General features: G+C 61.2%; 20 protein-coding genes and 1 riboswitch. Of the genes, 10 read left to right on the forward strand and 10 right to left on the reverse strand.

The window, feature by feature from the left end; translation table 11 throughout:
* Positions 1 to 129 precede the first annotated feature (129 nt).
* From AC193Q_RS18110 to tkt, 5 genes are all read right to left on the reverse strand, one after another.
* Complete coding sequence (locus AC193Q_RS18110; RefSeq protein ID WP_121187596.1) at positions 130 to 462, reverse strand: MliC family protein; 333 nt, start codon at positions 460 to 462, stop codon at positions 130 to 132.
* Between the two features lie 57 nt (positions 463 to 519).
* Complete coding sequence (locus AC193Q_RS18115) at positions 520 to 741, reverse strand: hypothetical protein (protein WP_007961876.1); 222 nt, start codon at positions 739 to 741, stop codon at positions 520 to 522.
* Between the two features lie 34 nt (positions 742 to 775).
* The gene (locus AC193Q_RS18120; RefSeq protein WP_095668127.1) at positions 776 to 1,939 is read right to left on the reverse strand and encodes a phosphoglycerate kinase; all 1,164 of its coding nucleotides are present in this window, start codon (positions 1,937 to 1,939) and stop codon (positions 776 to 778) included.
* A gap of 26 nt (positions 1,940 to 1,965) precedes the next feature.
* Positions 1,966 to 3,024, reverse strand: a complete 1,059-nt coding sequence (gene epd / locus AC193Q_RS18125) for an erythrose-4-phosphate dehydrogenase (protein ID WP_121187598.1) — start codon at positions 3,022 to 3,024, stop codon at positions 1,966 to 1,968.
* 156 nt (positions 3,025 to 3,180) lie between these two features.
* Positions 3,181 to 5,178, reverse strand: a complete 1,998-nt coding sequence (gene tkt / locus AC193Q_RS18130; protein WP_121187600.1) for a transketolase — start codon at positions 5,176 to 5,178, stop codon at positions 3,181 to 3,183.
* A 258-nt stretch (positions 5,179 to 5,436) separates the two neighbouring features.
* Here tkt and AC193Q_RS18135 point away from each other — a divergent pair, with 258 nt between their 5' ends.
* The 4 genes from AC193Q_RS18135 (at position 5,437) to AC193Q_RS18150 (ending at position 10,050) form a co-directional block, all read left to right on the forward strand.
* Positions 5,437 to 6,432, forward strand: coding sequence for an ArsR/SmtB family transcription factor (locus AC193Q_RS18135; protein ID WP_047297101.1), 996 nt, complete (start codon positions 5,437 to 5,439; stop codon positions 6,430 to 6,432).
* Positions 6,433 to 6,450: 18 nt separating this feature from the next.
* Positions 6,451 to 7,641 carry a methionine adenosyltransferase gene (gene metK / locus AC193Q_RS18140; protein ID WP_027610621.1) on the forward strand — a complete coding sequence of 397 codons (1,191 nt, stop codon included), beginning with the start codon at positions 6,451 to 6,453 and terminating at the stop codon, positions 7,639 to 7,641.
* Between the two features lie 243 nt (positions 7,642 to 7,884).
* Positions 7,885 to 9,561: an NAD-dependent DNA ligase LigB gene (gene ligB, locus AC193Q_RS18145; RefSeq protein WP_121187603.1), complete on the forward strand. Its 1,677-nt coding sequence runs from the start codon at positions 7,885 to 7,887 to the stop codon at positions 9,559 to 9,561.
* 93 nt (positions 9,562 to 9,654) lie between these two features.
* Entirely contained in the window at positions 9,655 to 10,050 is a 396-nt protein-coding gene (locus AC193Q_RS18150) for a DUF1090 domain-containing protein (RefSeq protein ID WP_121187605.1), read from the forward strand.
* 178 nt (positions 10,051 to 10,228) lie between these two features.
* Here AC193Q_RS18150 and AC193Q_RS18155 read toward each other — a convergent pair whose 3' ends face one another.
* The gene (locus AC193Q_RS18155) at positions 10,229 to 10,678 is read right to left on the reverse strand and encodes a c-type cytochrome (RefSeq protein ID WP_121187609.1); all 450 of its coding nucleotides are present in this window, start codon (positions 10,676 to 10,678) and stop codon (positions 10,229 to 10,231) included.
* 128 nt (positions 10,679 to 10,806) lie between these two features.
* Here AC193Q_RS18155 and mltA point away from each other — a divergent pair, with 128 nt between their 5' ends.
* Positions 10,807 to 11,979 carry a murein transglycosylase A gene (gene mltA / locus AC193Q_RS18160; protein WP_483878656.1) on the forward strand — a complete coding sequence of 391 codons (1,173 nt, stop codon included), beginning with the start codon at positions 10,807 to 10,809 and terminating at the stop codon, positions 11,977 to 11,979.
* 96 nt (positions 11,980 to 12,075) lie between these two features.
* Here the strand turns inward: mltA and AC193Q_RS18165 are convergent, their stop codons facing one another.
* Positions 12,076 to 12,459: an MAPEG family protein gene (locus tag AC193Q_RS18165; protein ID WP_027610617.1), complete on the reverse strand. Its 384-nt coding sequence runs from the start codon at positions 12,457 to 12,459 to the stop codon at positions 12,076 to 12,078.
* Positions 12,460 to 12,498: 39 nt separating this feature from the next.
* The gene (locus tag AC193Q_RS18170) at positions 12,499 to 13,332 is read right to left on the reverse strand and encodes an EamA family transporter (protein WP_095668121.1); all 834 of its coding nucleotides are present in this window, start codon (positions 13,330 to 13,332) and stop codon (positions 12,499 to 12,501) included.
* A gap of 152 nt (positions 13,333 to 13,484) precedes the next feature.
* Between AC193Q_RS18170 and AC193Q_RS18175 the strand changes: the two genes are divergently transcribed.
* Positions 13,485 to 14,750, forward strand: coding sequence for a cation:proton antiporter (locus AC193Q_RS18175; RefSeq protein WP_047297106.1), 1,266 nt, complete (start codon positions 13,485 to 13,487; stop codon positions 14,748 to 14,750).
* Here AC193Q_RS18175 and AC193Q_RS18180 read toward each other — a convergent pair whose 3' ends face one another.
* Positions 14,751 to 15,656 (reverse strand): formate/nitrite transporter family protein, encoded by a 906-nt coding sequence (locus AC193Q_RS18180; protein WP_121187613.1) that lies wholly within the window; start codon positions 15,654 to 15,656, stop codon positions 14,751 to 14,753. It lies immediately after the preceding gene.
* Positions 15,657 to 15,893: 237 nt separating this feature from the next.
* A complete protein-coding gene (locus AC193Q_RS18185) occupies positions 15,894 to 16,301 on the reverse strand; it encodes an acyl-CoA thioesterase (protein WP_003229043.1) in 408 nt (135 codons plus the stop codon).
* A 196-nt stretch (positions 16,302 to 16,497) separates the two neighbouring features.
* Positions 16,498 to 16,596: riboswitch (S-adenosyl-L-homocysteine riboswitch) on the forward strand.
* A gap of 23 nt (positions 16,597 to 16,619) precedes the next feature.
* Here AC193Q_RS18185 and ahcY point away from each other — a divergent pair.
* The 4 genes from ahcY (at position 16,620) to rhlE2 (ending at position 22,098) form a co-directional block, all read left to right on the forward strand.
* Complete coding sequence (gene ahcY, locus AC193Q_RS18190) at positions 16,620 to 18,029, forward strand: adenosylhomocysteinase (RefSeq protein WP_047297109.1); 1,410 nt, start codon at positions 16,620 to 16,622, stop codon at positions 18,027 to 18,029.
* 174 nt (positions 18,030 to 18,203) lie between these two features.
* Positions 18,204 to 19,049: a methylenetetrahydrofolate reductase [NAD(P)H] gene (metF, locus tag AC193Q_RS18195; RefSeq protein WP_047297145.1), complete on the forward strand. Its 846-nt coding sequence runs from the start codon at positions 18,204 to 18,206 to the stop codon at positions 19,047 to 19,049.
* A 148-nt stretch (positions 19,050 to 19,197) separates the two neighbouring features.
* On the forward strand, positions 19,198 to 20,010 hold the full coding sequence (locus AC193Q_RS18200; RefSeq protein WP_131670608.1) for a substrate-binding periplasmic protein: 813 nt from the start codon (positions 19,198 to 19,200) through the stop codon (positions 20,008 to 20,010).
* Between the two features lie 222 nt (positions 20,011 to 20,232).
* A complete protein-coding gene (rhlE2, locus tag AC193Q_RS18205; RefSeq protein ID WP_483878657.1) occupies positions 20,233 to 22,098 on the forward strand; it encodes an RNA helicase RhlE2 in 1,866 nt (621 codons plus the stop codon).
* Positions 22,099 to 22,311: the final 213 nt, after the last annotated feature.

Here is a 22,311-nt window from a genome sequence, read left to right on the forward strand (position 1 = left end):
TGAGAACTGCACAGATCCCCTGTGGGAGCGAGCCTGCTCGCGAAAGCAATCTCGCAGTCGCTGATGCAGTGCCTGTCAAACCGCTTTCGCGAGCAGGCTCGCTCCCACATGAGAATCGCAGTGCTTCAATTACTCGGCCTTGCAGCCGCGGCCAATCAGGTCATTGGTGGCGACCCAGTACACCAGGCCTTCGTCACCCTTGACGTGAAACGCCAGCATGCCATCGCTGTACAGCACGCCCGAGGCGCCCGGCTCTTCTTTCAGGCGATAGACCTGATCACCGCCACCGAGCCGGACATCGACTTCCTTCTGGCCGGCATCGGCGTAACGCCACAGCACTTTGGCCTGACTGTCGCAGGTCCAGGTGGTCCAGCTACCCGCCGGCGCGGACGACTGAAATAGGTTCATCTGCGCGCAACCGCCCAACAATGCCAACGCCGCAATGGCGATCAAGCCTTTCATCCGTGTTCCTCGACTGACAGCGCACGCCGCCAGCCCTGCGTTAAAGAGTCAGACCGGTCAAGGACAACCATGTTCCTTGGCCGGGGTTTGCGTCTCGTATTTGTCCAGGCCGTCCGGCCCCGAGCGTTTGTTCAGCACCGGATTGGTTTCGGCCTGCCAGTCGGCCTGGTAGCAGCCTTTCTGCGCGGCATCCGGCGCGGGCGTGGCCTCGGCCTTCGGGTTACTCCCGCAGGCCGCCAGCGTACCGGTCAGCAACAACAGCGCTAACGACTTGACCATCTGAACACTCCTTTGCCTGGCCAACCGGGCGGCCTCAGGCCTTGGCCCGGCTTTCCAGGACTTCTACGGCTGGCAGCACCTTGCCTTCGACGAACTCGAGGAACGCGCCGCCACCGGTGGAAATGTAGGAGATTTGCTCGGCCACGCCATATTTATCGATGGCCGCCAGGGTGTCGCCACCGCCGGCAATGGAGAACGCGGCGCTGTCAGCGATGGCCTGGGCCAGCACTTTGGTGCCGTTGCCGAACTGATCGAATTCGAACACGCCGACCGGACCGTTCCACAGAATGGTTTTCGACGATTTCAGCAGTTCGGCGAAGTTGGCCGCGGTTTGCGGGCCGATGTCCAGAATCATGTCGTCAGCGGCAACGTCAGCGATCAACTTGACGGTGGCTTCGGCGCTTTCGGCGAATTCCTTGGCAACCACCACGTCCACCGGCAGCGGCACGCTGACCTTGGCGGCGATGGCGCGCGCGGTGTCCAGCAGGTCCGGCTCGTACAACGACTTGCCGACCGGGTGACCGGCGGCCGCCAGGAAGGTGTTGGCGATGCCGCCGCCAACGATCAGTTGATCGCAGATCTGGCTCAGGCTGTTGAGGACGTCGAGTTTGGTCGACACCTTGGAACCGGCAACGATCGCAGCCATTGGCTTGGCCGGCGCGCCCAGCGCCTTGCCCAGTGCCTCCAGCTCAGCGGCCAGCAGCGGGCCTGCCGCGGCGACCTTGGCGAACTTGGCCACGCCGTGCGTCGAACCTTCAGCGCGGTGAGCAGTGCCAAAGGCGTCCATCACGAACACGTCGCACAGGGCGGCGTATTGCTGGGCCAGTTCGTCGGCGTTCTTTTTCTCGCCCTTGTTGAAGCGCACGTTTTCGAACAGCACGATGTCGCCGGCCTTGACGTCAACGCCATCCAGGTAATCGGCCACCAGCGGCACTTCGCGGCCCAGAGCCTTGCTCAGGTAGTCAGCGACTGGCTTGAGGCTGTTCTCGGCGGAGAACTCACCTTCGGTCGGACGGCCCAGGTGCGAACACACCATCACCGCCGCACCTTTTTCCAGGGCCAGCTTGATGGTCGGCAGCGAAGCCAGGATACGCGCATCGCTGGTGACAACACCGTCCTTGACTGGGACGTTGAGGTCTTCGCGGATCAATACGCGCTTACCTTGCAGATCGAGGTCGGACATCTTCAACACGGTCATGGGTCGCACTTCCTGAGTAACTGTTCTTAGAGAGCAGGTTTTTTTGAAATCGCTGTTTGCAGATAGTGGTCTGCAACGTCCAGCATTCGGTTGGCAAAACCCCATTCGTTGTCGAACCAGGCCAGGATGTTCACCAGTTTGGGGCCGGAAACACGGGTCTGACTGGCATCGACGATGGCCGAATGTGGGTCATGGTTGAAATCACAGCTGGCGTGCGGCAACTCGGTGTAGGCCAGCAGTCCCTTGAGCGGGCCGCTGGTGGCGGCTTCGCGCAGGATCCCGTTGACCTCGCCCGCATCGGTCGCGGTGGCGGTCTGCATCGTGATGTCGAGGCAGGACACGTTGACCGTCGGCACGCGTACGGCTTTGGCCTGAATTCGCCCGGCAAGTTCCGGCAGCAGGCGCTCGATGCCACGCGCCAGACCAGTGGACACCGGGATCACCGACTGGAACGCCGAACGGGTGCGGCGCAGGTCTTCATGGTGATAGGCGTCGATCACCGGCTGATCGTTCATCGCCGAGTGAATGGTGGTGATCGACACGTAATCCAGGCCAATCGCCTTGTCCAGCAGACGCAACAGCGGCACGCCGCAGTTGGTGGTGCAGGAGGCGTTGGACACCAGCAGTTCGGCGCCGGTCAGGCAATCCTGATTGACACCGTAGACGATGGTGGCGTCGACATCCGCCTCGCTGGCCATCGGTTGCGAGAACAGCACGCGGGGCGCGCCGGCGTCGAGGAAACGCTGGCCATCTTCGCGGGTGTGGTAAGCGCCGGAGCATTCGAGCACCAGGTCGACGCCCAGCGCCGCCCAGTCGATGCCTTCGGGGGTGGCACTGCGCAGGACCTTCACGCAGTCGCCATTAATATGCAGACAATCGCCTTCTACACGCACTTCGCCGGGAAACCGGCCGTGAGTGGAATCAAAGCGTGTCAGGTATTCGATGCTGGCCATGTCCGCCAGATCGTTGATCGCGACAATCTCAAACCCGGCTTTCTCGCCACGCTCGAACAACGCACGCAAGACGCAACGACCAATCCGGCCGTAGCCGTTGAGTGCAACTTTGTAGGGACGCGGTTGAGGCATGGGGTTCTCGATAGTATTCGCTAACAACACAACCCCATGTAGGAGCTGCCGAAGGCTGCGATCTTTTGATCCTGTTGTTCAAGATCAAGATCAAAAGATCGCAGCCTTCGGCAGCTCCTACAGGGAACGCGGCGACTTGGGTCGCCGCGCTATGTTTTAGTCTTCCAGCAGCTCTTCAGCCTGACCCAGGATGTTGTCCAGGGTGAAACCGAATTCTTCGAACAGTGCCGAAGCCGGCGCCGATTCGCCGTAGGTGGTCATGCCGATCACGCGACCTTCCAGACCCACGTACTTGAACCAGAAGTCGGCATGAGCCGCTTCGATCGCGATACGTGCGCTGACCTGCAGCGGCAGAACCGATTGCTTGTAGCCGGCGTCCTGCGCATCGAACACGCTGGTGCAAGGCATGGAAACCACACGCACCTTGCGGCCTTGGCCGGTCAGCTTGTCGTAGGCCTGAACGGCCAGACCGACTTCCGAACCGGTGGCGATCAGGATCAGCTCAGGCTCGCCTGCGCAGTCCTTCAACACATAGCCACCACGGCTGATGTCAGCGATCTGGGCGGCGTCGCGTTCCTGATGCTGCAGGTTCTGACGCGAGAAGATCAGCGCCGACGGGCCGTCCTTGCGCTCCAGCGCGTTTTTCCAGGCCACCGCCGATTCAACGGCATCGGCTGGACGCCAGGTGTCGAGGTTCGGCGTGGAACGCAGGCTGGTCAGTTGCTCGATCGGCTGGTGCGTCGGGCCGTCTTCGCCCAGACCGATGGAGTCGTGGGTGTAGACGTGGATCACGCGTTTCTTCATCAGTGCCGACATGCGCACCGCGTTGCGCGCATATTCCATGAACATCAGGAAGGTCGCGCCGTAAGGCACCAGACCGCCGTGCAGGGACACGCCGTTCATGATCGCGGTCATGCCGAATTCGCGCACGCCGTAGTACATGTAGTTGCCGCTGGCATCTTCAGCGCTGACGCCCTTGCAACCTTTCCACAGGGTCAGGTTGGAACCGGCCAGGTCAGCCGAACCGCCGAGCAGTTCCGGCAGCAGCGGGCCGAACGCGTTCAGGGTGTTCTGGCTGGCTTTACGGCTGGCGATGGTTTCGCCTTTGGCCGCGACTTCAGCGATGTAAGCCGAGGCTTTTTCCGCGAAGTCCGCCGGCAGTTCGCCGCTCAGACGACGGATCAGCTCGTTGGCTTCGGTCGGGAACGCCGCAGAGTAGGCAGCGAAACGCTGATCCCATTCGGCTTCGGCGGCGCGACCTTTTTCCTTGGCATCCCACTCGGCATAGATGTCGGCCGGGATTTCGAACGGGCCGTAGTTCCAGTTCAGCGCCTGACGGGTCAGAGCGATTTCCGCGTCACCCAGCGGGGCGCCGTGGCAATCTTCCTTGCCCTGCTTGTTCGGCGAACCGAAACCGATGGTGGTCTTGCAGCAGATCAGGGTCGGCAGCGGGCTCTTGCGCGCGGTTTCGATGGCGGTCTTGATCTCTTCCGGATCGTGACCGTCGACGTTGCGGATCACCTGCCAGTTGTAGGACTCGAAACGCTTTGGCGTGTCATCGGTGAACCAGCCTTCGACTTCGCCATCGATGGAAATGCCGTTGTCATCGTAGAAGGCGATCAGCTTGCCCAGGCCCAGGGTACCGGCCAGAGAAGCGACTTCGTGGGAAATGCCTTCCATCATGCAGCCATCACCGAGGAACACGTAGGTGTGGTGATCAACGATGTTGTGGCCAGGACGGTTGAACTGCGCGCCGAGAACTTTCTCCGCCAGCGCGAAACCGACGGCGTTGGCCAGACCCTGACCCAGCGGGCCGGTGGTGGTTTCGACGCCCGGGGTGTAGCCGAATTCCGGGTGGCCCGGGGTGCGGCTGTGCAGTTGACGGAACTGCTTGAGGTCGTCGATCGACAGGTCGTAACCGGTCAGGTGCAGCAGCGAGTAGATCAACATCGAGCCGTGGCCGTTGGACAGCACGAAGCGGTCACGGTCGGCGAACGACGGGTTGCTCGGGTTGTGCTTGAGGTAGTCGCGCCAAAGTACTTCGGCGATATCTGCCATACCCATGGGGGCACCGGGATGGCCGCTGTTGGCTTTTTGCACGGCATCCATGCTGAGGGCACGAATGGCGTTGGCACGCTCACGACGGCTAGGCATCGCTGATCTCCTGGGTGTGAATAGATTGAAACGGAAAAAAGGAGGGCATTTTCCCTCACCGGAGCGCCTCGGGGCAATGACAGATAGTCATCCGAGGGCGTTTTTCCCGTGCTGGACGGCGGTTTCGTCTGGTGAAACCTTTCCGCTGTTCGTTTGTAGAGTTAACCAGCCAGTGAGAAGTGCCATCTATCGAGCAATATCAAAACTTTTTGATATTGCCCTTGCGGCGATTTCCCACCGTCACTAGACTGCTGCCCCATGAACTTACGCGTGCCTTCCATTCGCCATGACGATTGCGACGAGCTGGCGGCCCTGTGCAAGGCCGGTGGCGACCCGCTGCGCCTGAATGTATTGCGCGCGCTGGCCAACGATTCGTTCGGCGTACTGGAGCTGGCGCAGATTTTCGGCATTGGTCAGTCAGGCATGAGCCACCACCTCAAGGTGCTGGCCCAGGCCGATCTGGTGGCGACGCGCCGCGAGGGCAACGCGATTTTCTATCGCCGCGCCCTGCCCCACACCGAATTGCTGGGCGGCAAGTTGCATGCAGCACTGTTAGAAGAAGTCGACAATCTGGCGCTGCCGGAGGACGTGCAGGCTCGCATCACTCAGGTCCACGGACAGCGTGAAGCCGCCAGCCAGGATTTTTTCGCCCGGGTTGCGGAAAAATTCCGCGCCCAGCAAGACTTGATCGCAGGTCTGCCGCAGTACCGCGACAGCGTGCTGGCCCTGCTCGACAAACTGAACTTCAATGGTGCTGCCACGGCCATTGAAGTCGGCCCCGGCGATGGTGCTTTTCTGCCGGAACTGGCCCGCCGCTTCGGCACCGTAACCGCGCTGGACAACAGCCCGGCGATGCTCGAACTGGCGCGTCAGGTATGTGAACGTGAACGGCTGGCTAACGTCAGCCTGCAATTGGCCGATGCATTGAATGGCTCCAGCCTTCAGGCCGATTGCGTGGTACTGAACATGGTGTTGCACCATTTCGCCGCGCCGGCCGAAGCGCTCAAGCACATGGCCGGCCTGCTGCAACCGGGCGGTAGCCTGCTCGTGACAGAGTTATGTAGCCACAACCAGAGTTGGGCCAGGGAGGCCTGCGGTGATCTGTGGTTGGGGTTTGAACAGGACGATCTGGCCCGTTGGGCCACCGCTGCGGGACTCGTTCCCGGGGACAGCCTCTATGTAGGCTTACGTAATGGTTTCCAGATCCAGGTTCGCCACTTTCAGCGACCGGCTGGCGACACTCACCATCGGTAAATTCAGGAAAACATCGAGATGAGCGAATACTCCCTCTTCACCTCCGAGTCCGTGTCTGAAGGACATCCGGACAAAATCGCCGACCAGATTTCCGATGCGGTGCTGGACGCCATTATTGCCCAGGACAAACACGCACGCGTTGCCGTGGAAACCCTGGTCAAGACCGGCGTTGCCATCGTGGCCGGTGAAGTGACCACCAGCGCCTGGGTCGACCTGGAGCAGATCGTTCGTGATGTGATCTGCGACATCGGCTACACCAGCTCCGAAGTCGGCTTCGACGGCGCGACCTGCGGCGTGATGAACATCATCGGCAAGCAGTCCCCTGACATCAATCAGGGTGTTGACCGTGCCAAGCCTGAAGATCAGGGCGCCGGCGACCAGGGCCTGATGTTCGGCTACGCCAGCAACGAAACCGACGTGCTGATGCCAGCGCCGATCACCTTCTCGCACCAGCTGGTGCAGCGTCAGGCCGAAGCCCGCAAATCGGGCCTGCTGCCGTGGCTGCGTCCGGACGCCAAGTCGCAAGTGACGTGCCGTTACGAAGGCGGCAAGGTGGTCGGTATCGACGCCGTTGTACTGTCGACCCAGCACAACCCTGAAGTGTCGTACAAAGACCTGCGCGAAGGCGTGATGGAGCTGATCGTCAAGCACGTGCTGCCTGCCGAACTGCTGAGCAAAGACACCCAGTTCCACATCAACCCGACCGGCCAGTTCATCATTGGCGGCCCGGTAGGTGACTGCGGTCTGACCGGTCGCAAGATCATCGTCGACAGCTACGGCGGCATGGCCCGTCACGGCGGCGGCGCGTTCTCCGGCAAAGATCCATCGAAGGTTGACCGTTCGGCGGCCTACGCTGGCCGTTATGTTGCCAAGAACATCGTCGCTGCCGGCCTGGCCGAGCGTTGCGAGATTCAGGTGTCCTACGCCATCGGTGTCGCTCAGCCGACTTCGATCTCGCTGAACACCTTCGGTACCGGCAAGATCAGCGATGACAAGATCATCAAACTGGTGCGTGAAGTGTTCGACCTGCGTCCATACGCAATCACCACCATGCTCGACCTGCTGCACCCGATGTACCAGGAAACTGCAGCCTACGGCCACTTCGGTCGTGCTCCGCAGACCAAGACGGTTGGCGAAGACACCTTCTCCACCTTCACCTGGGAAAAAACCGACCGCGCCGACGCTCTGCGTTCCGCCGCAGGTCTGTAAGCCCTTCCCGGCTGCAAAAAAAGCCCCGCACGGTTCGCGCCGTGCGGGGCTTTTTCATGCTTGCCAGGATTAAAAGATCGCAGCCTTCGGCAGCTCCTACACAACGCATCCCCCTGTAGGAGCTGCCGAAGGCTGCGATCTTTTGACTTTAACGCTGCGCAACACCCCGCAAAACACCCAGGCTACCCGACCCGCAATCCTCGCCTAGCCTTCAAACATTCCCCCTGAGCAAGGACGCTCAAAATGCTTGCCACGCTGCGCCTGTTTTCCGCTGTTCTGCTGAGCTTCATCCCTCTGATCGCTTACTCAGCCTGCCCCGACTGGTCTACCAGCAGAGCAAAAACTGAAATCTCGGCCCTGCAACTGCAGATCGATCAATGGGACAACGCCTACCACCGCCAAGGTCGCTCGCTGATTGCCGACGAGCTCTACGATCAATCGCGCCTGCGGCTCAACCAATGGCGCCAGTGCTTCCAGCAGCCCGCAGCGCCCGAACCGTTGCGCAGCGTGTCTGGCTCCGTCGCGCATCCGGTCGCCCACACCGGTCTGGACAAGCTTCACGAAGCCGCCGCCGTTCAAGCGTGGTTGAAGAATCGGCAGGATGTCTGGGTACAACCCAAGGTCGACGGTGTGGCCGTCACGCTGATTTACCGTCGCGGCTTGTTGCAGCAAGCGATCAGTCGCGGTGACGGCATCAGCGGTCAGGACTGGACAGCGTCGGCGCAAAAGATCGGCGCCATTCCGCAACGACTGACTCAACCGCTGGACTTGCTGGTGCAGGGCGAACTCTACTGGCGCCTGAATCAACATGTGCAAGCCAGCGCCGGCAGCGTCAAAGCCCGCGCCACGGTTGCCGGGCTGATGAGCCGCAAAACCTTGAATGCCGAACAGGCGGCCGGAATCGGCCTGTTCGTCTGGGACTGGCCGCAAGGGCCGGCGAGTCTGCCGGAAAGAATATCGACGCTAGCGACATTGGGCTTTGCCACGACAGCGCCATTCAGTCAGGCGATCACCAACCTTGCCGACGCGCAAAAATGGCGGGAGTACTGGTATCGATCGCCCCTACCGTTCGCTACTGACGGCATTGTCCTGCGCCAGAGCCAGCGCCCACCGGCCGAGCGCTGGCAGGCAAGCGCGCCCTACTGGGCCGTCGCCTGGAAATACCCGTTTACCCGAGCGCTGGCCGAGGTACGCAAAGTGAATTTCAAGGTCGGCCGCAGTGGACGCATCACGCCGGTATTGGAGTTGTCGCCGGTGATGCTCGATGACCGCGAGATCAAACGCGTCAGCGCCGGTTCACTCAAGCGCTGGCAGGCGCTGGATATCCGCCCCGGCGATCAAGTAGCAATCAGCCTGGCCGGGTTGACCATCCCGCGACTCGACAGTGTGGTGCTGCGCACTACCGAACGAGCCGCCCTCGACATTCCCGACACGCGCGACTTCCACGCCTTGAGTTGCTGGCAACCGACACCCGGTTGTGAAAGCCAGTTTCTCGCGCGCCTGACCTGGCTCAGTGGCAAACAAGGCCTCGCGCTGCAGAATGTCGGGCGCGGCACCTGGGAGAAACTTCTGGAAACAGGCCGCCTGAACAACCTGCTGGATTGGTTGACCCTCGACGAGCCAGAGCTTGCTAACATTGCCGGCTTCGGCGAGCGCAGCAGCGCACGTCTGATCAACAGTTTTCACAGCGCCCGCCAACGACCGTTCACGCAGTGGCTCAAAGCATTGGGTTTACCGCCCACCGGTCAGGCACAACTGGCCGACTCGTGGCAGGCGCTGGCACAACGCAACACCGAACAATGGCAAGCAGAAGCCGGAATCGGCCCGGGCCGCGCGGCGCAATTGAGCGCATTCTTCCGCGACCCGCAGGTGCTGGCCTTGAGTGACACATTACGCGCCGCCGGAATCGACGGCTTCTGATCACGCAATCCCGGCAGCCGGGAACCGAAGGAACGTCAGACGCTCAAACAGCGCAGTGCCACCGACCCGATTGCCTTCGCACATGGAGCTTTTATGAAATTTTTTGCACCGCTCGCCTTGCTGACCCTCTGTGGCGTTTTGGCCGCACCTGCGATGGCCGACGAAGATGCACCGGGCCTGACCGGTTGCGCCGCGAAGAAGCAGGGCATCATCAATCAGATCGAACAAGCCAAATCCCGAGGCAACACCGACCAGCAGGCCGGTCTGCAAACCGCTCTGGACGAAGTGACGAAAAACTGCACCGATGCGGGCCTGAAGAAAGAACGCGAGAACAAGGTGCTGGAAGCCAAGCACGAAGTCAGCAAACGTCAGGCTGATCTCGACAAGGCGATGAAGAAAGGTGATCCGGAGAAGATCGACAAGCGCAAAAACAAACTCGCCGAGTCGCGCAAAGAACTGCAGGATGCGCTGGACCAGATTGACAAGTAACCCGTATTGAGGGCGATTTCCTGTGGCGAGGGAGCTTGCTCCCGCTGGGCCGCGAAGCGGCCCAAACTCCATTCAATCGCGCTATACCAGACTCAACTTGGTTGAATGGGTTTACGACGGCTGCGCCGCCGAGCGGGAGCAAGCTCCCTCGCCACAGTCGTCCGGCAGTCTCCGACAATCAATGATCCCGAAACTCTTTATGGCAAGCGCTGCAGGCATCTTCGACTTTCTGCACCGCTGGCCCCAGGTTACTGGCCTTGTACGGCTGAACCTTGCTGGCGATCACCAGTTCACCGGTGGCCGCCTCAAGGTTGCGGGCCAGTTCCTGAAAGCGGGCCTGACGCAGCCAGACATCGTCCCTGGCGCTGGTGTGATCTTCTTCGCGCACCTGCGGGAAATGCTTCCACGGTTCATGGGACAACGCATCAAGTTTCACCGCACCCTCGGCGAATTTCGGCCCGTCGAACGGAATGCGCCCGCGCAACATGCCGCCCAGGTCTTCACCGGTCTTGAGCATCTGCTTGAAGATCGCCTTGCGTTGACCCAGCGGCGAATTCGGATCGACGCCGCCACAGGCGGACAAGGTCAGACAGGCCAGCAATACAACAGCAATTCTTTTAAGAGTCATGGTGGCTTCAGGTCACGGAATTCGGCGGCCAGTATCCTCGCGTCGCCGTCAAACACCAATAGCCCTATTAAAAATACGGGTTGCCCGAGCGCATGGAGCACTCGGGCAACCGGCACAGGAATCACTCCATGAACCGCCGTTTCAAGGCCTGGCGTCACCCGCTGATCGCAACCCTGCCGCTGCTGGCTATCCTTGCTGGCTGTACGGGCGGCGACAATGCCAAACCGAAAACCCACGCCTTGGCGACTTATTCCAGCGCCACCTGGGAAGCCCTGCCGGCGGTGTCCGACAGCGACCTGGTCGCCGGCTTCGGCTCGTGGCGCAGCGCCTGCATCCGACTCAAGGCTGATCCGATCTGGGGTGGCACCTGCGCGGCAGCCGCCAGCGTGCCGCAAAGCGCCAACGAGATTCGCGCGTTCCTCAAGCAGAACCTCGACGTGTTCGGGTTGCGCGCCGAACACGACAACCCCAACGGCCTGATCACCGGTTACTACGAGCCGGTCTACCCCGGCAGCCTGACCCCCACCGAAACAGCCAACGTGCCGGTCTATGGTGTGCCCGAAGACATGATCATCGTCGCGCTGGACAGCATTTACCCCGAACTCAAGGGCAAGCGCCTGCGCGGTCGCCTCGAAGGTCGGGTGCTCAAGCCGTATGACGACGCCGCAACCATCGAATCCAAAGGCGTCAAAGCCCCGGTGGTGGCGTACCTGACCGATCCGATGAACCTGCAATTCCTGCAGATTCAGGGCTCCGGGCGGATTCAGACAACGGACGGCAAACAACTGCGCATCGCCTACGCCGACCAGAATGGCCACCCGTACCGGCCGATCGGCCGCTGGCTGGTGGAACAGGGCGAGTTGAAGAAAGAAGACGTGACCATGAGCGCGATCAGCAATTGGGCCAAGGCCAACCCGTCGCGCATTCCGGAGCTGCTGGGCAGCAACCCGAGCTACGTGTTTTTCACTCGCAACCCGGACAGCAATGAAGGCCCGCGCGGCTCGTTGAACGTACCGCTGACGGCCGGCTATAGCGCGGCGGTGGATCGCAAGGTGATTCCGTTGGGCAGTCTGCTGTGGTTGTCGACCACCCGTCCGGATGGCACCGCTCTGGTTCGCCCGGTCGCGGCGCAGGACACTGGCGGCGCGATTGCCGGCGAGGTGCGCGCGGACTTGTTCTGGGGCACCGGCGACGCAGACGGGCAACTGGCCGGGGACATGAAACAGCAGGGGCAGATCTGGATGCTCTGGCCTAAAGGTGCGGCGTTGCCGCAAGTGCCTCAGGTCGCCGACAAACCTTGAAAAGCAAAAGATCGCAGCCTGCGGCAGCTCCTACAGGGGACATGTATCAACCTTGTAGGAGATGCCGCAGGCTGCGATCTTTTGATCTTGCTTTATCTATACCGACACAAAGAAGAACGCAGCAATCAGCCCCATCCCGACAAACCACACCAGCGACCGCAAGATCGCCCAGTCCGCCAGATAACAAATGATGTACAGCAGGCGACTGGTGATAAACAGCACCGCCAGCACATTCACGGTCACTAGCTGCGCCGTGCCCACCAGATGCGCAACAATCACTGCGGCAGCAAATGCCGGCATCACTTCGAAGCTGTTCAGCTGCGCCGCATGCGCCCGTCGGGCGACGCCGCCCACGCTATCGAGAAAGTCCCGAGGATCATGATTGTCACTGAGCCGGAAGCCGCCCGAGACCTTGGCCACAATCGTGCACACATACGGCAGGAAAATCGCGATCAATACACACCACAGAGCCACCGTCATAACGCCGTCCTTTTTTCGAGTGTTGGAAATGGCGGGCCGTCAGAACTTCATCACCAGCATGCCGATCAGCACCAGCCCACAGGCTAAGAGCCGCGGCCTGCCGAAAGGTTCTTTCAGATACCGCATGCCGAACAGCACCACCAGTATCACGCTGATCTCCCGCAAGGCCGCCGCCTCGGCAATCGAGCCCAACTGCATCGCCCATAGCACCAGAGCGTAGCTGAACAACACGCAGAACCCGACCGCCAGCCCCAGCTTCCATTGCTCGCGCCAGAACACCAGAAACGCCGGGCGCTTGGCGACCCACGCCAGCAACGGAAACGGCCAGGCGCTGAGCAGCGTGACCCAGACCAGGTAATCCAGCGGATGCGACCAGCGCCGCAAGGCCTGGCCATCGATGTAGGTGTAGCAACCGATGCACAGCCCGATCAGCGCCACCACCGGCAGCATCGACCACGGCAAATGTTTACCACCACCGCCCTGCCAGAGCAGGCAGACCATGCCCAGCGGAATCAGCATGATCCCGAGGATCTGCTGCGTGGTGAGCACTTCGCCGGCGAAGATCAGGGTCAGCGCCAGTACCACCAGCGGCGACAAGCCGCGCATCAAGGGATAGACCAATCCGAGGTCGCCGACCCGATAAGCCTGGATCAGCAGATAGCGATACAGCAGCTCGAATGCTGCCGACGCCAGAATCCACGGCCAGATTTGCGCCGGTGGCAGGCTGATGAACGGAAATGCCAGCGCCACGAACAACAGCGCCACCGTGTCCATGCACGCCACCACCAACAGCCGTTCGGCACTGAACTTGATCAGGGTATTCCACGTCGCATGCAACAGCGCCGCCATCAACACCAGAACTGTCGCCGCCACGTCCCACTCCTTGATTTTTTGTTGACCCTACACCAATGCGTACGGCTGACCAACCGAGGGGAGGTGATTGTGTCCCCACCCCGAATCAGCCCATCCAACCTGTGCGCCGAAGAATCGGGGCGCTGACTTCCCCCCCATCCAATGGAGCCCGGATGCTAGAACTTGTAGCCGCTTTTATCTGCCTCACCACCCTTCTCACCTTCGTCAATTACCGCTTCATCGGCCTGCCGCCGACCATCGGCGTGATGGTCACCGCGCTGATGTTCTCCCTGTTGCTGCAGGGCCTGAGCGTGCTCGGCTACCCCGGCCTCGAAGAACGCGTGCAGCAATTGATCGGCCAGATCGACTTCGGCGATCTGCTGATGAACTGGATGCTGTCGTTCCTGCTGTTCGCCGGCGCCCTGCACGTCAACCTCAACGATTTGCGCAGCTATCGCTGGCCCATCGGCCTGCTGGCGACGTTCGGCGTGCTGATTGCCACCGCCGTGATCGGCAGCCTCGCCTATTACATTTTTGCCCTGTTCGGCTGGCACGTGAGCTTCCTCTACTGCCTGCTGTTCGGCGCGCTGATTTCGCCGACCGACCCGATCGCGGTGCTCGGCGTACTGCGCACCGCCAACGCTTCGAAGCCGCTGAAAACCACCATCGTCGGCGAGTCGTTGTTCAACGACGGCACCGCGGTCGTGGTGTTCACCGTGCTGCTGGGCATCGCCCAATTGGGTGAAACGCCGACCCTCGGCGCCACCGCCATGCTGTTCGTTCATGAAGCCCTTGGCGGCGTGCTGTTCGGCGGGCTGATCGGTTATGGGGTGTACCGGATGATCAAAAGCGTCCAGCAGCATCAGATCACGGTGATGCTGACCCTGGCGCTGGTGATTGGCGGTTCGGCGATGGCCACCGAGCTGCACGTCTCGGCGCCGATTGCGATGGTGGTGGCCGGCCTGATCATCGGCAACCTGGGGCGCAACCTGGCGATGAACGACATGACCCGCAAGTACCTCGACGGCTTCTGGGAGCTGCTCGATGACATGCTCAACGCCCTGCTGTTCGCGCTGATCGGCATGGAGTTGTTGCTGCTGCCGTTCAACTGGGCGCACGTGGCGGCGGCCAGTTTGCTGGCGCTGGCGATCCTGCTGTCGCGCCTGCTCACCGTGGCTCCGGCCATCGTTCTGTTAAGGCGTTGGCGCACAGTGCCGCGTGGCACCATCCGCATCCTGACCTGGGGCGGTTTGCGCGGCGGTGTTTCGGTGGCACTGGCGCTGGCCCTGCCGCTGGGCCCGGAGCGCGATCTGCTGCTGAGCATCACCTATATCGTGGTGCTGTCGTCGATCCTGTTGCAGGGCCTGACCATCGGCAAGCTGGTCAAGCATGCCACCCGCGACGAGCCGGCCACCACGGCCGAACCCGCACACCACTGATCATTTTCTGATCTGCTGCGGGTCAGGCTTTTCGGCCTGATCCGCAGACCCTTTGGCCTTGCCTGTTTCCTTTGGCGCACCGCTTTCGCTGCGGATCTGCGCATGGCTGATCAGGGCAAAGATGCAACTGCCGCCGATGATGTTCCCCGCCAGCGTCGGACCGGCAAACACCATCCAGAAATCACTCCACGGCAACTCGCCGGCAAACACCAGGTACGAGACTTCCGCCGAACCGACCACGATGTGGGTGAAGTCGCCCAACGCCATCAGATAAGTGATGAGGATGATGATCCACATCTTCGCGCTCTCCATGGACGGGATCATCCAGACCATGGTGGCGATCATCCAGCCGGAGACGATGCCCTTGGCGAACATCTGGCTGGCGTGGTTCTCCATGACCTTGCGGCCGATTTCAAGGAAGGCGTGATCGGTCCTGGTGTCAAAGATCGGCAGCTCGAGCATCACGTAGGCCACGAGAATCGTCCCGCACAAATTGCCGAACAGGACGACGCCCCACAAGCGGATCAACCGGCCAAAATTGGCCAGGGTCGGTTTGGTCATCACCGGGAGGACGGCGGTCAGGGTGTTTTCGGTGAACAGCTGCTGGCGGGCGAGAATCACCGCGAGGAAACCGGCACAGTAGCCGAAACTGGCGATGACCTTGAATTCGTCACCCTCGGGCAGGCGCGAATTGAGCAGGCCCATGCCCATCAGCGACAGGCCCATGGTCAATCCGGCCGCGAGCGCCGACCACCACAACGCGGCGATGCTGCGCTCCAGTTCCTGATCGCCCTGCGTGCGGATGATTTCATGCAGAACCGCTGCGCGCGGCGGCTGGTTTTTCTCGACTTCATGTTGTTCATCGGTCGAGAGGTTGGGGGTCTTGCCGTCTGTCGGGGTGGTCATGGCGTGGGAACCGGGTGGGGGCTTTTAGCTACGACCGTTCTTGCCTGGAATACGTTCTGTATGCGCCACGCAAATCCCCGGTTTTACGCATGACAGTGTAGGAGCTGCCGCAGGCTGCGATCTTTTGATCTTGCTCTGCAAAAACAACGTCAAAAGATCGCAGCCTTCGGCAGCTCCTACAGGTTCAGCGTGAACCCTGCGAGAGCGGGCTTGCTCGCGAAGGGCGCACCGTCAATGTCACTTGGTAACGAGCTCATCTTCCTTGAACTGGTCTTTGACGTACTTGATCTCGGTCCGCCCGTGCGGCGCTGGCAGGCCGTCTTCGCCGAGGTTGACGAAGACCATCTTTTCGACGGTGAGGATGCTCTTGCGGGTGATCTTGTTCCGTACTTCGCAGGTGAGGGTGATCGAGGTGCGGCCGAACTCGGTAGCGGTGATGCCCAGTTCGATGATGTCGCCCTGACGCGAGGCGCTGACGAAGTTGATTTCGGAAATGTACTTGGTCACCACGCGCTGATTGCCCAACTGGACGATCGCGTAAATCGCCGCCTCTTCGTCGATCCAGCGCAGCAGGCTGCCGCCGAACAGGGTGCCGTTGGGGTTCAGGTCTTCGGGTTTTACCCATTTGCGGGTGTGGAAATTCATGTTCACTCCTGAGCGTTTGCCGAAAGATGGCGCCATCTTGGCAGACCGGGCGGTCAGGCTCCATGAGCCTTCTACTATGGTCGCTATTAACGATCTTCATCTGGCCGACAGAAACCCTTTGGAAGATCAGTCTAGACGGCTATAATCGCCCCCGTTTCAAAACGGTAACCTTCACTTGCTACCGTTTTCCCGCCACCTGTCCGAGGGGCGCTGCAGCAGGATCAACCTGTCAGGCTCGGATGGGGCGTTGACTGGCCACGGCCGGACACTAAACGCACAACGGCGCCCATTCGCATACATTACGAATGGAGGCTCTTCATGAGCGCTGTTATCACGCCTGCCGATTTTAACGATTACAAAGTTGCCGACATGTCCCTGGCTGCCTGGGGCCGTCGCGAAACCATCATCGCCGAGTCGGAAATGCCGGCCCTGATGGGTCTGCGCCGCAAATACGCCTCCGAGCAGCCGCTCAAGGGCGCGAAAATCCTCGGCTGCATCCACATGACCATTCAGACTGCCGTGCTGATCGAAACCCTGGTTGCCCTGGGTGCCGAAGTACGCTGGTCGTCCTGCAACATCTTCTCGACTCAGGATCAGGCTGCCGCGTCCATCGCCGCTGCCGGCATCCCGGTTTTCGCCTGGAAAGGCGAGACTGAAGAAGAGTACGAGTGGTGCCTGGAGCAGACCATCCTGAAGGATGGCCAGCCATGGGACGCCAACATGATCCTCGACGACGGCGGCGACCTGACCGAGCTGCTGCACAAGAAATACCCACAGGTGCTGGACCGCGTTCACGGCGTGACCGAAGAAACCACCACCGGCGTTCACCGTCTGCTGGACATGCTGGCCAAGGGCGAGCTGAAGATCCCTGCGATCAACGTCAACGACTCGGTGACCAAGTCCAAGAACGACAACAAGTACGGCTGCCGTCACAGCCTGAACGATGCGATCAAGCGCGGTACCGACCACCTGCTGTCCGGCAAGCAGGCGCTGGTTATCGGTTACGGTGACGTGGGCAAGGGTTCGGCCCAGTCCCTGCGTCAGGAAGGCATGATCGTCAAGGTTTCCGAAGTTGACCCGATCTGCGCCATGCAGGCCTGCATGGACGGTTTCGAACTGGTTTCGCCGTTCATCGACGGCATCAACAATGGCACCGAAGCGAGCATCGACAAAGCGCTGCTGGGCAAGATCGACCTGATCGTGACCACCACCGGTAACGTCAACGTTTGCGACGCGAACATGCTCAAAGCCCTGAAGAAGCGCGCTGTTGTCTGCAACATCGGCCACTTCGACAACGAAATCGACACCGCTTTCATGCGCAAGAACTGGGCATGGGAAGAAGTGAAGCCACAGGTCCACAAGATCCATCGTACCGGCCCGGGCGCTTTCGACGCGCAGAACGACGACTACCTGATCCTGCTGGCCGAAGGCCGTCTGGTGAACCTGGGTAACGCCACCGGTCACCCGAGCCGCATCATGGACGGTTCGTTCGCCAACCAGGTACTGGCGCAGATCTTCCTGTTCGGCCAGAAGTACGCCGACCTGTCGCCAGCCCAGAAAGCCGAGCGTCTGACCGTTGAAGTACTGCCGAAGAAACTCGACGAAGAAGTGGCCCTGGAAATGGTGCGCGGCTTCGGCGGCGTGGTCACTCAACTGACCAAGCAACAGGCTGACTACATCGGCGTCACCGTCGAAGGCCCGTTCAAGCCGCACGCTTACCGCTACTGATTGGCTGAGCGTCGACGCGGTGTGCCTTGCGCACCGCGTTGCCTGACTGGCGCTGCTGACCGCTCTGTGCAGGAGCTGCCGCAGGCTGCGATCTTTTGATCTTCAAAGATCGCAGCCTGCGGCAGCTCCTACAGGAGTACAGCGTCCGGCTTACGTGTTTCCAAGGGTATGACCATGTCCCAAGACCGTCGCTACAGCTTCGAGTTCTTCCCGACCAAGACCGATGCTGGGCATGAAAAACTGCTCAACGTTGCCCGTCAGTTGGCAACGTACAACCCCGATTTCTTTTCCTGCACCTACGGCGCTGGCGGTTCGACCCGTGATCGCACCCTCAACACCGTTCTGCAGCTGGAAAGCGAAGTCAAAGTACCGGCCGCACCGCACCTGTCGTGCGTCGGCGACAGCAAGGACGACCTGCGCGGACTGCTGAACGAGTACAAGGCTGCCGGCATCAAGCGCATCGTTGCCCTGCGCGGTGACCTGCCGTCCGGCATGGGCATGACCAGCGGCGAGCTGCGTCACGCCAATGAACTGGTTGAATTCATTCGTGAAGAAACCGCTGATCATTTTCACATCGAAGTTGCCGCTTATCCGGAGATGCATCCGCAAGCGCGCAACTACGAAGACGATCTCGCCAACTTCGTGCGCAAGGCCCGCGCCGGCGCCGACAGCGCGATCACCCAGTACTTCTTCAACGCCGACAGCTACTTCTACTTTGTCGACCGCTTGCAGGCGCTGGGCGTGGACATTCCGGTGGTACCGGGGATCATGCCGATCACCAACTACAGCAAGCTGGCGCGGTTCTCCGATGCCTGCGGTGCGGAAATCCCGCGCTGGATCCGCAAGCAACTGGAAGCCTACGGCGATGACAGCCAAAGCATTCAGCGCTTCGGCGAGCAGGTTGTCAGCGAAATGTGCGAGCGCCTGCTGCAAGGTGGCGCACCAGGGCTGCACTTCTATTCCATGAACCAGGCCGAGCCTAGTCTGGCGATCTGGAATAACCTGAAGTTGCCGCGCTAAAAAGCATCAAAGCACAATCAAAAGATCGCAGCCTTCGGCAGCTCCTACAGGGGTGTCGTGGCTGCGATCTTTTGCTTTTGAATCCCCGAATTAGAGCTTGTGCCGGCACTTTCTGGCTCTTTCGCGTTTCTCGTCGTAATCTCAAGCCATGCCTTTGATCGCGCAATTATTCACGGTGCTGGTTTTTGCTTGCCTGAGCTTTGCCGCTCGGGGCGAGAAGTTGCGCATTGTCACCGAGCCATGGGCGCCGTACGTGTACGAAGAGGACGGCAAGAACCTCGGGCTGGATTACGAAACCACGGCCATCGTGTTCAAGCGTCTGGGCATCGAGGTCGAATGGCAATTTTTGCCGTGGAAACGTTGCCTGTCGATGCTCGAAACCGGTCAGGCTGACGGCGCACTGGACATCTTTCACAGCGACGAGCGCGACGCCATGCTGCTCTATCCCATCGAACCGCTGTCGGACGTCGAGTTCGTGATGTTCTACGCCAACGACCGGCCGCACCCGTTCAGCAAACTCGAAGAACTCAAAGGCCTGACCATTGGCACCTCGCCGGGTTATCTGTACAGCCCTGACTTCCGCGAATCGACACTGTTCACCCGCGAACCGGCGCCAACCCACGAAGCCAACTTCGGCAAACTGCTGCGCGGGCGCATCGACTTGCTGATCACCGATCGCCGCGTGGGTCAGCATTTGCTCGATCAGTTGAATATCCGCGACCAGATCACTGAAAACCCCACTGTCATTAGCCGCCAGAGCCAATATTTGGCCGTTCGTCGCAATGCCGGGATGGATCTGCTGGTGGCGCGTTTTGGCGCCGAGCTCAAGCGCTTCAAGCGCGAACCGGCCTACGCCGAGCTCAGCGCACGCTACGGCGCAGCCCCGGTCGACGCCGCGCCCATGAGCAACGTCTCGGCCAGCCGCAAAACCGTTGAGCAGCAGGAAAGCAGCGCGCAGTGATTGCTCTGTTATACTCCGGCGTTCCCGCCAGGCTCACGCCCGGACGCCCGGAACCGTAACAGGCCTCCAGTCCCGCTACAGCGCAGCTTTTCAGCCCGCGCGAGCGCTCCTGACATGCCTTCGAGACCGCAGCAGGACCGGACGGGATCGCGTCCTCTTAAACGCGATTCGCGCCAGGCAAGACTCCCATTGGGCCAAGCCCTAACTAAAACAGGATTACTCATGTCCTTTGCTTCCCTCGGTCTCTCCGAGGCTTTAGTCCGTGCCATCGAAGATGCGGGCTATACCGAGCCTACTCCGGTGCAACAGCGGGCCATTCCCGCCGTGTTGCAAGGTCGCGACCTGATGGTTGCGGCACAGACAGGTACCGGTAAAACCGGCGGTTTCGCCCTTCCGATCCTGGAGCGGTTGTTCCCCAACGGTCACCCGGACAAATCCCAGCGTCATGGCCCGCGCCAACCGCGCGTACTGGTCCTGACCCCGACCCGCGAACTCGCGGCCCAGGTTCACGAGAGCTTCAAGATCTACGCCCGTGACCTGAAATTCGTCAGCGCCTGCATCTTCGGCGGCGTCGGCATGAACCCGCAAGTCCAGGCCATGTCCCGTGGCGTTGACGTCCTCGTCGCCTGCCCGGGTCGCCTGCTTGACCTCGCCGGCCAAGGCAGCGTTGACCTGTCCCACGTCGAAATCCTCGTCCTCGACGAAGCCGACCGCATGCTCGACATGGGTTTCGTGCACGATGTGAAGAAAGTCCTCGCGCGTCTGCCGGCCAAGCGTCAGAACCTGCTGTTCTCGGCGACCTTCTCCAAAGACATCACCGATCTGGCCGGCAAACTGCTGCACAACCCGGAGCGCATCGAAGTCACGCCGCCGAACACCACGGTCGAGCGCATCGAGCAACGCGTGTTCCGTCTGCCGGCCAGCCACAAGCGTGCGCTGCTGGCGCACCTGATCACCGCCGGCGCCTGGGAACAGGTGCTGGTGTTCACCCGCACCAAGCACGGCGCCAACCGTCTGGCCGAATACCTGGACAAACACGGCCTGCCGGCTGTGGCGATCCACGGCAACAAAAGCCAGAACGCCCGCACCAAAGCCCTGGCCGATTTCAAGGCCGGTGAAGTGCGCATTCTGGTAGCGACCGACATCGCTGCTCGCGGTCTGGACATCGACCAGTTGCCACACGTGGTCAACTTCGAGCTGCCGAACGTCGATGAAGACTACGTGCACCGTATCGGCCGTACTGGCCGCGCCGGTCGTTCGGGCGAGGCGATCTCGCTGGTCGCGCCGGACGAAGAAAAACTGCTGAAAAGCATCGAACGCATGACCAAGCAGAAAATCGCCGACGGCGACCTGATGGGCTTCGATGCCAGCACCATCGAGGCCGAGAAGCCTGAAGTGCGCGAGCGTCCGGACATGCGCAACCCGCGCAACTCCCGCGGTCCGCGCGGCGACGGTCCGAATGGCGGCGGCGGTGGCGGCGGTCGTAAAGACAAAGGCAAAGACAAGGGCAAGGAAAAACCGGCCGGCGAACGCGGCGAGCGCCCTGCCCGTCAGCAGAAGCCCCGTGAAGGCGCGCCAAGCCGCGAACAGCGTCCGAGCCAGCCACCACGCGCGGCGGCTGATCGTGCACCGGACGAGTTCCTCGACGACGATATCGATAACTTCGGTAACCGCGTTGACTACGTGCCCAAAGCCGCTCCGGCCGGTGGTCGTGGTCGCCGTCCGGGCGCGCCAGGCCAGGGCGCAGGTGCCGGCGCACCTCGCGGCGGTCAATCGCAAGGTCGCCAGAACGGCCCGCGCAACAGCAACGGTTCGAGCACCGGCACTCCACCGGGCAAACGCAACGGTCCGCGCAACGGCGCCCCACGTGACGGCCAGGGCCGTCGTGACGAGTCCTCGCGCAACCGCCGTCCGGCTCGCGACGATCAGCAACGCGCCGAACCGGCCGTGCAGAACCCGCGCAGCACCGGGCCGAAGATCATGCACAAGGAATCGAAAGCCGACCGCTTCCCGACGCCTGAGCAACTTGATCAATTGCCGACCCGTCCGCGCGGCGAAAAACCAGCCTTGCTGACCCGCAATCGCTGAGTTATCGCTGCAATGAAAAATGCCCCGGTTCGAAAGAGCCGGGGCATTTTTTTATGCCGTCACGAATATCCCTGAATCACCGCATATCCCCCTGTGTAGACCCAACACTGTGGAGAGGGGATTTATCCCCGATCGGCTGCGAAGCAGTCGCAAAACCATTCAATGCGGTATGCCTGATACCCCTCGGTTGGCGGTCATGGGGCCGCTGCGCGA

Source organism: Pseudomonas sp. F2 (assembly GCF_057174385.1).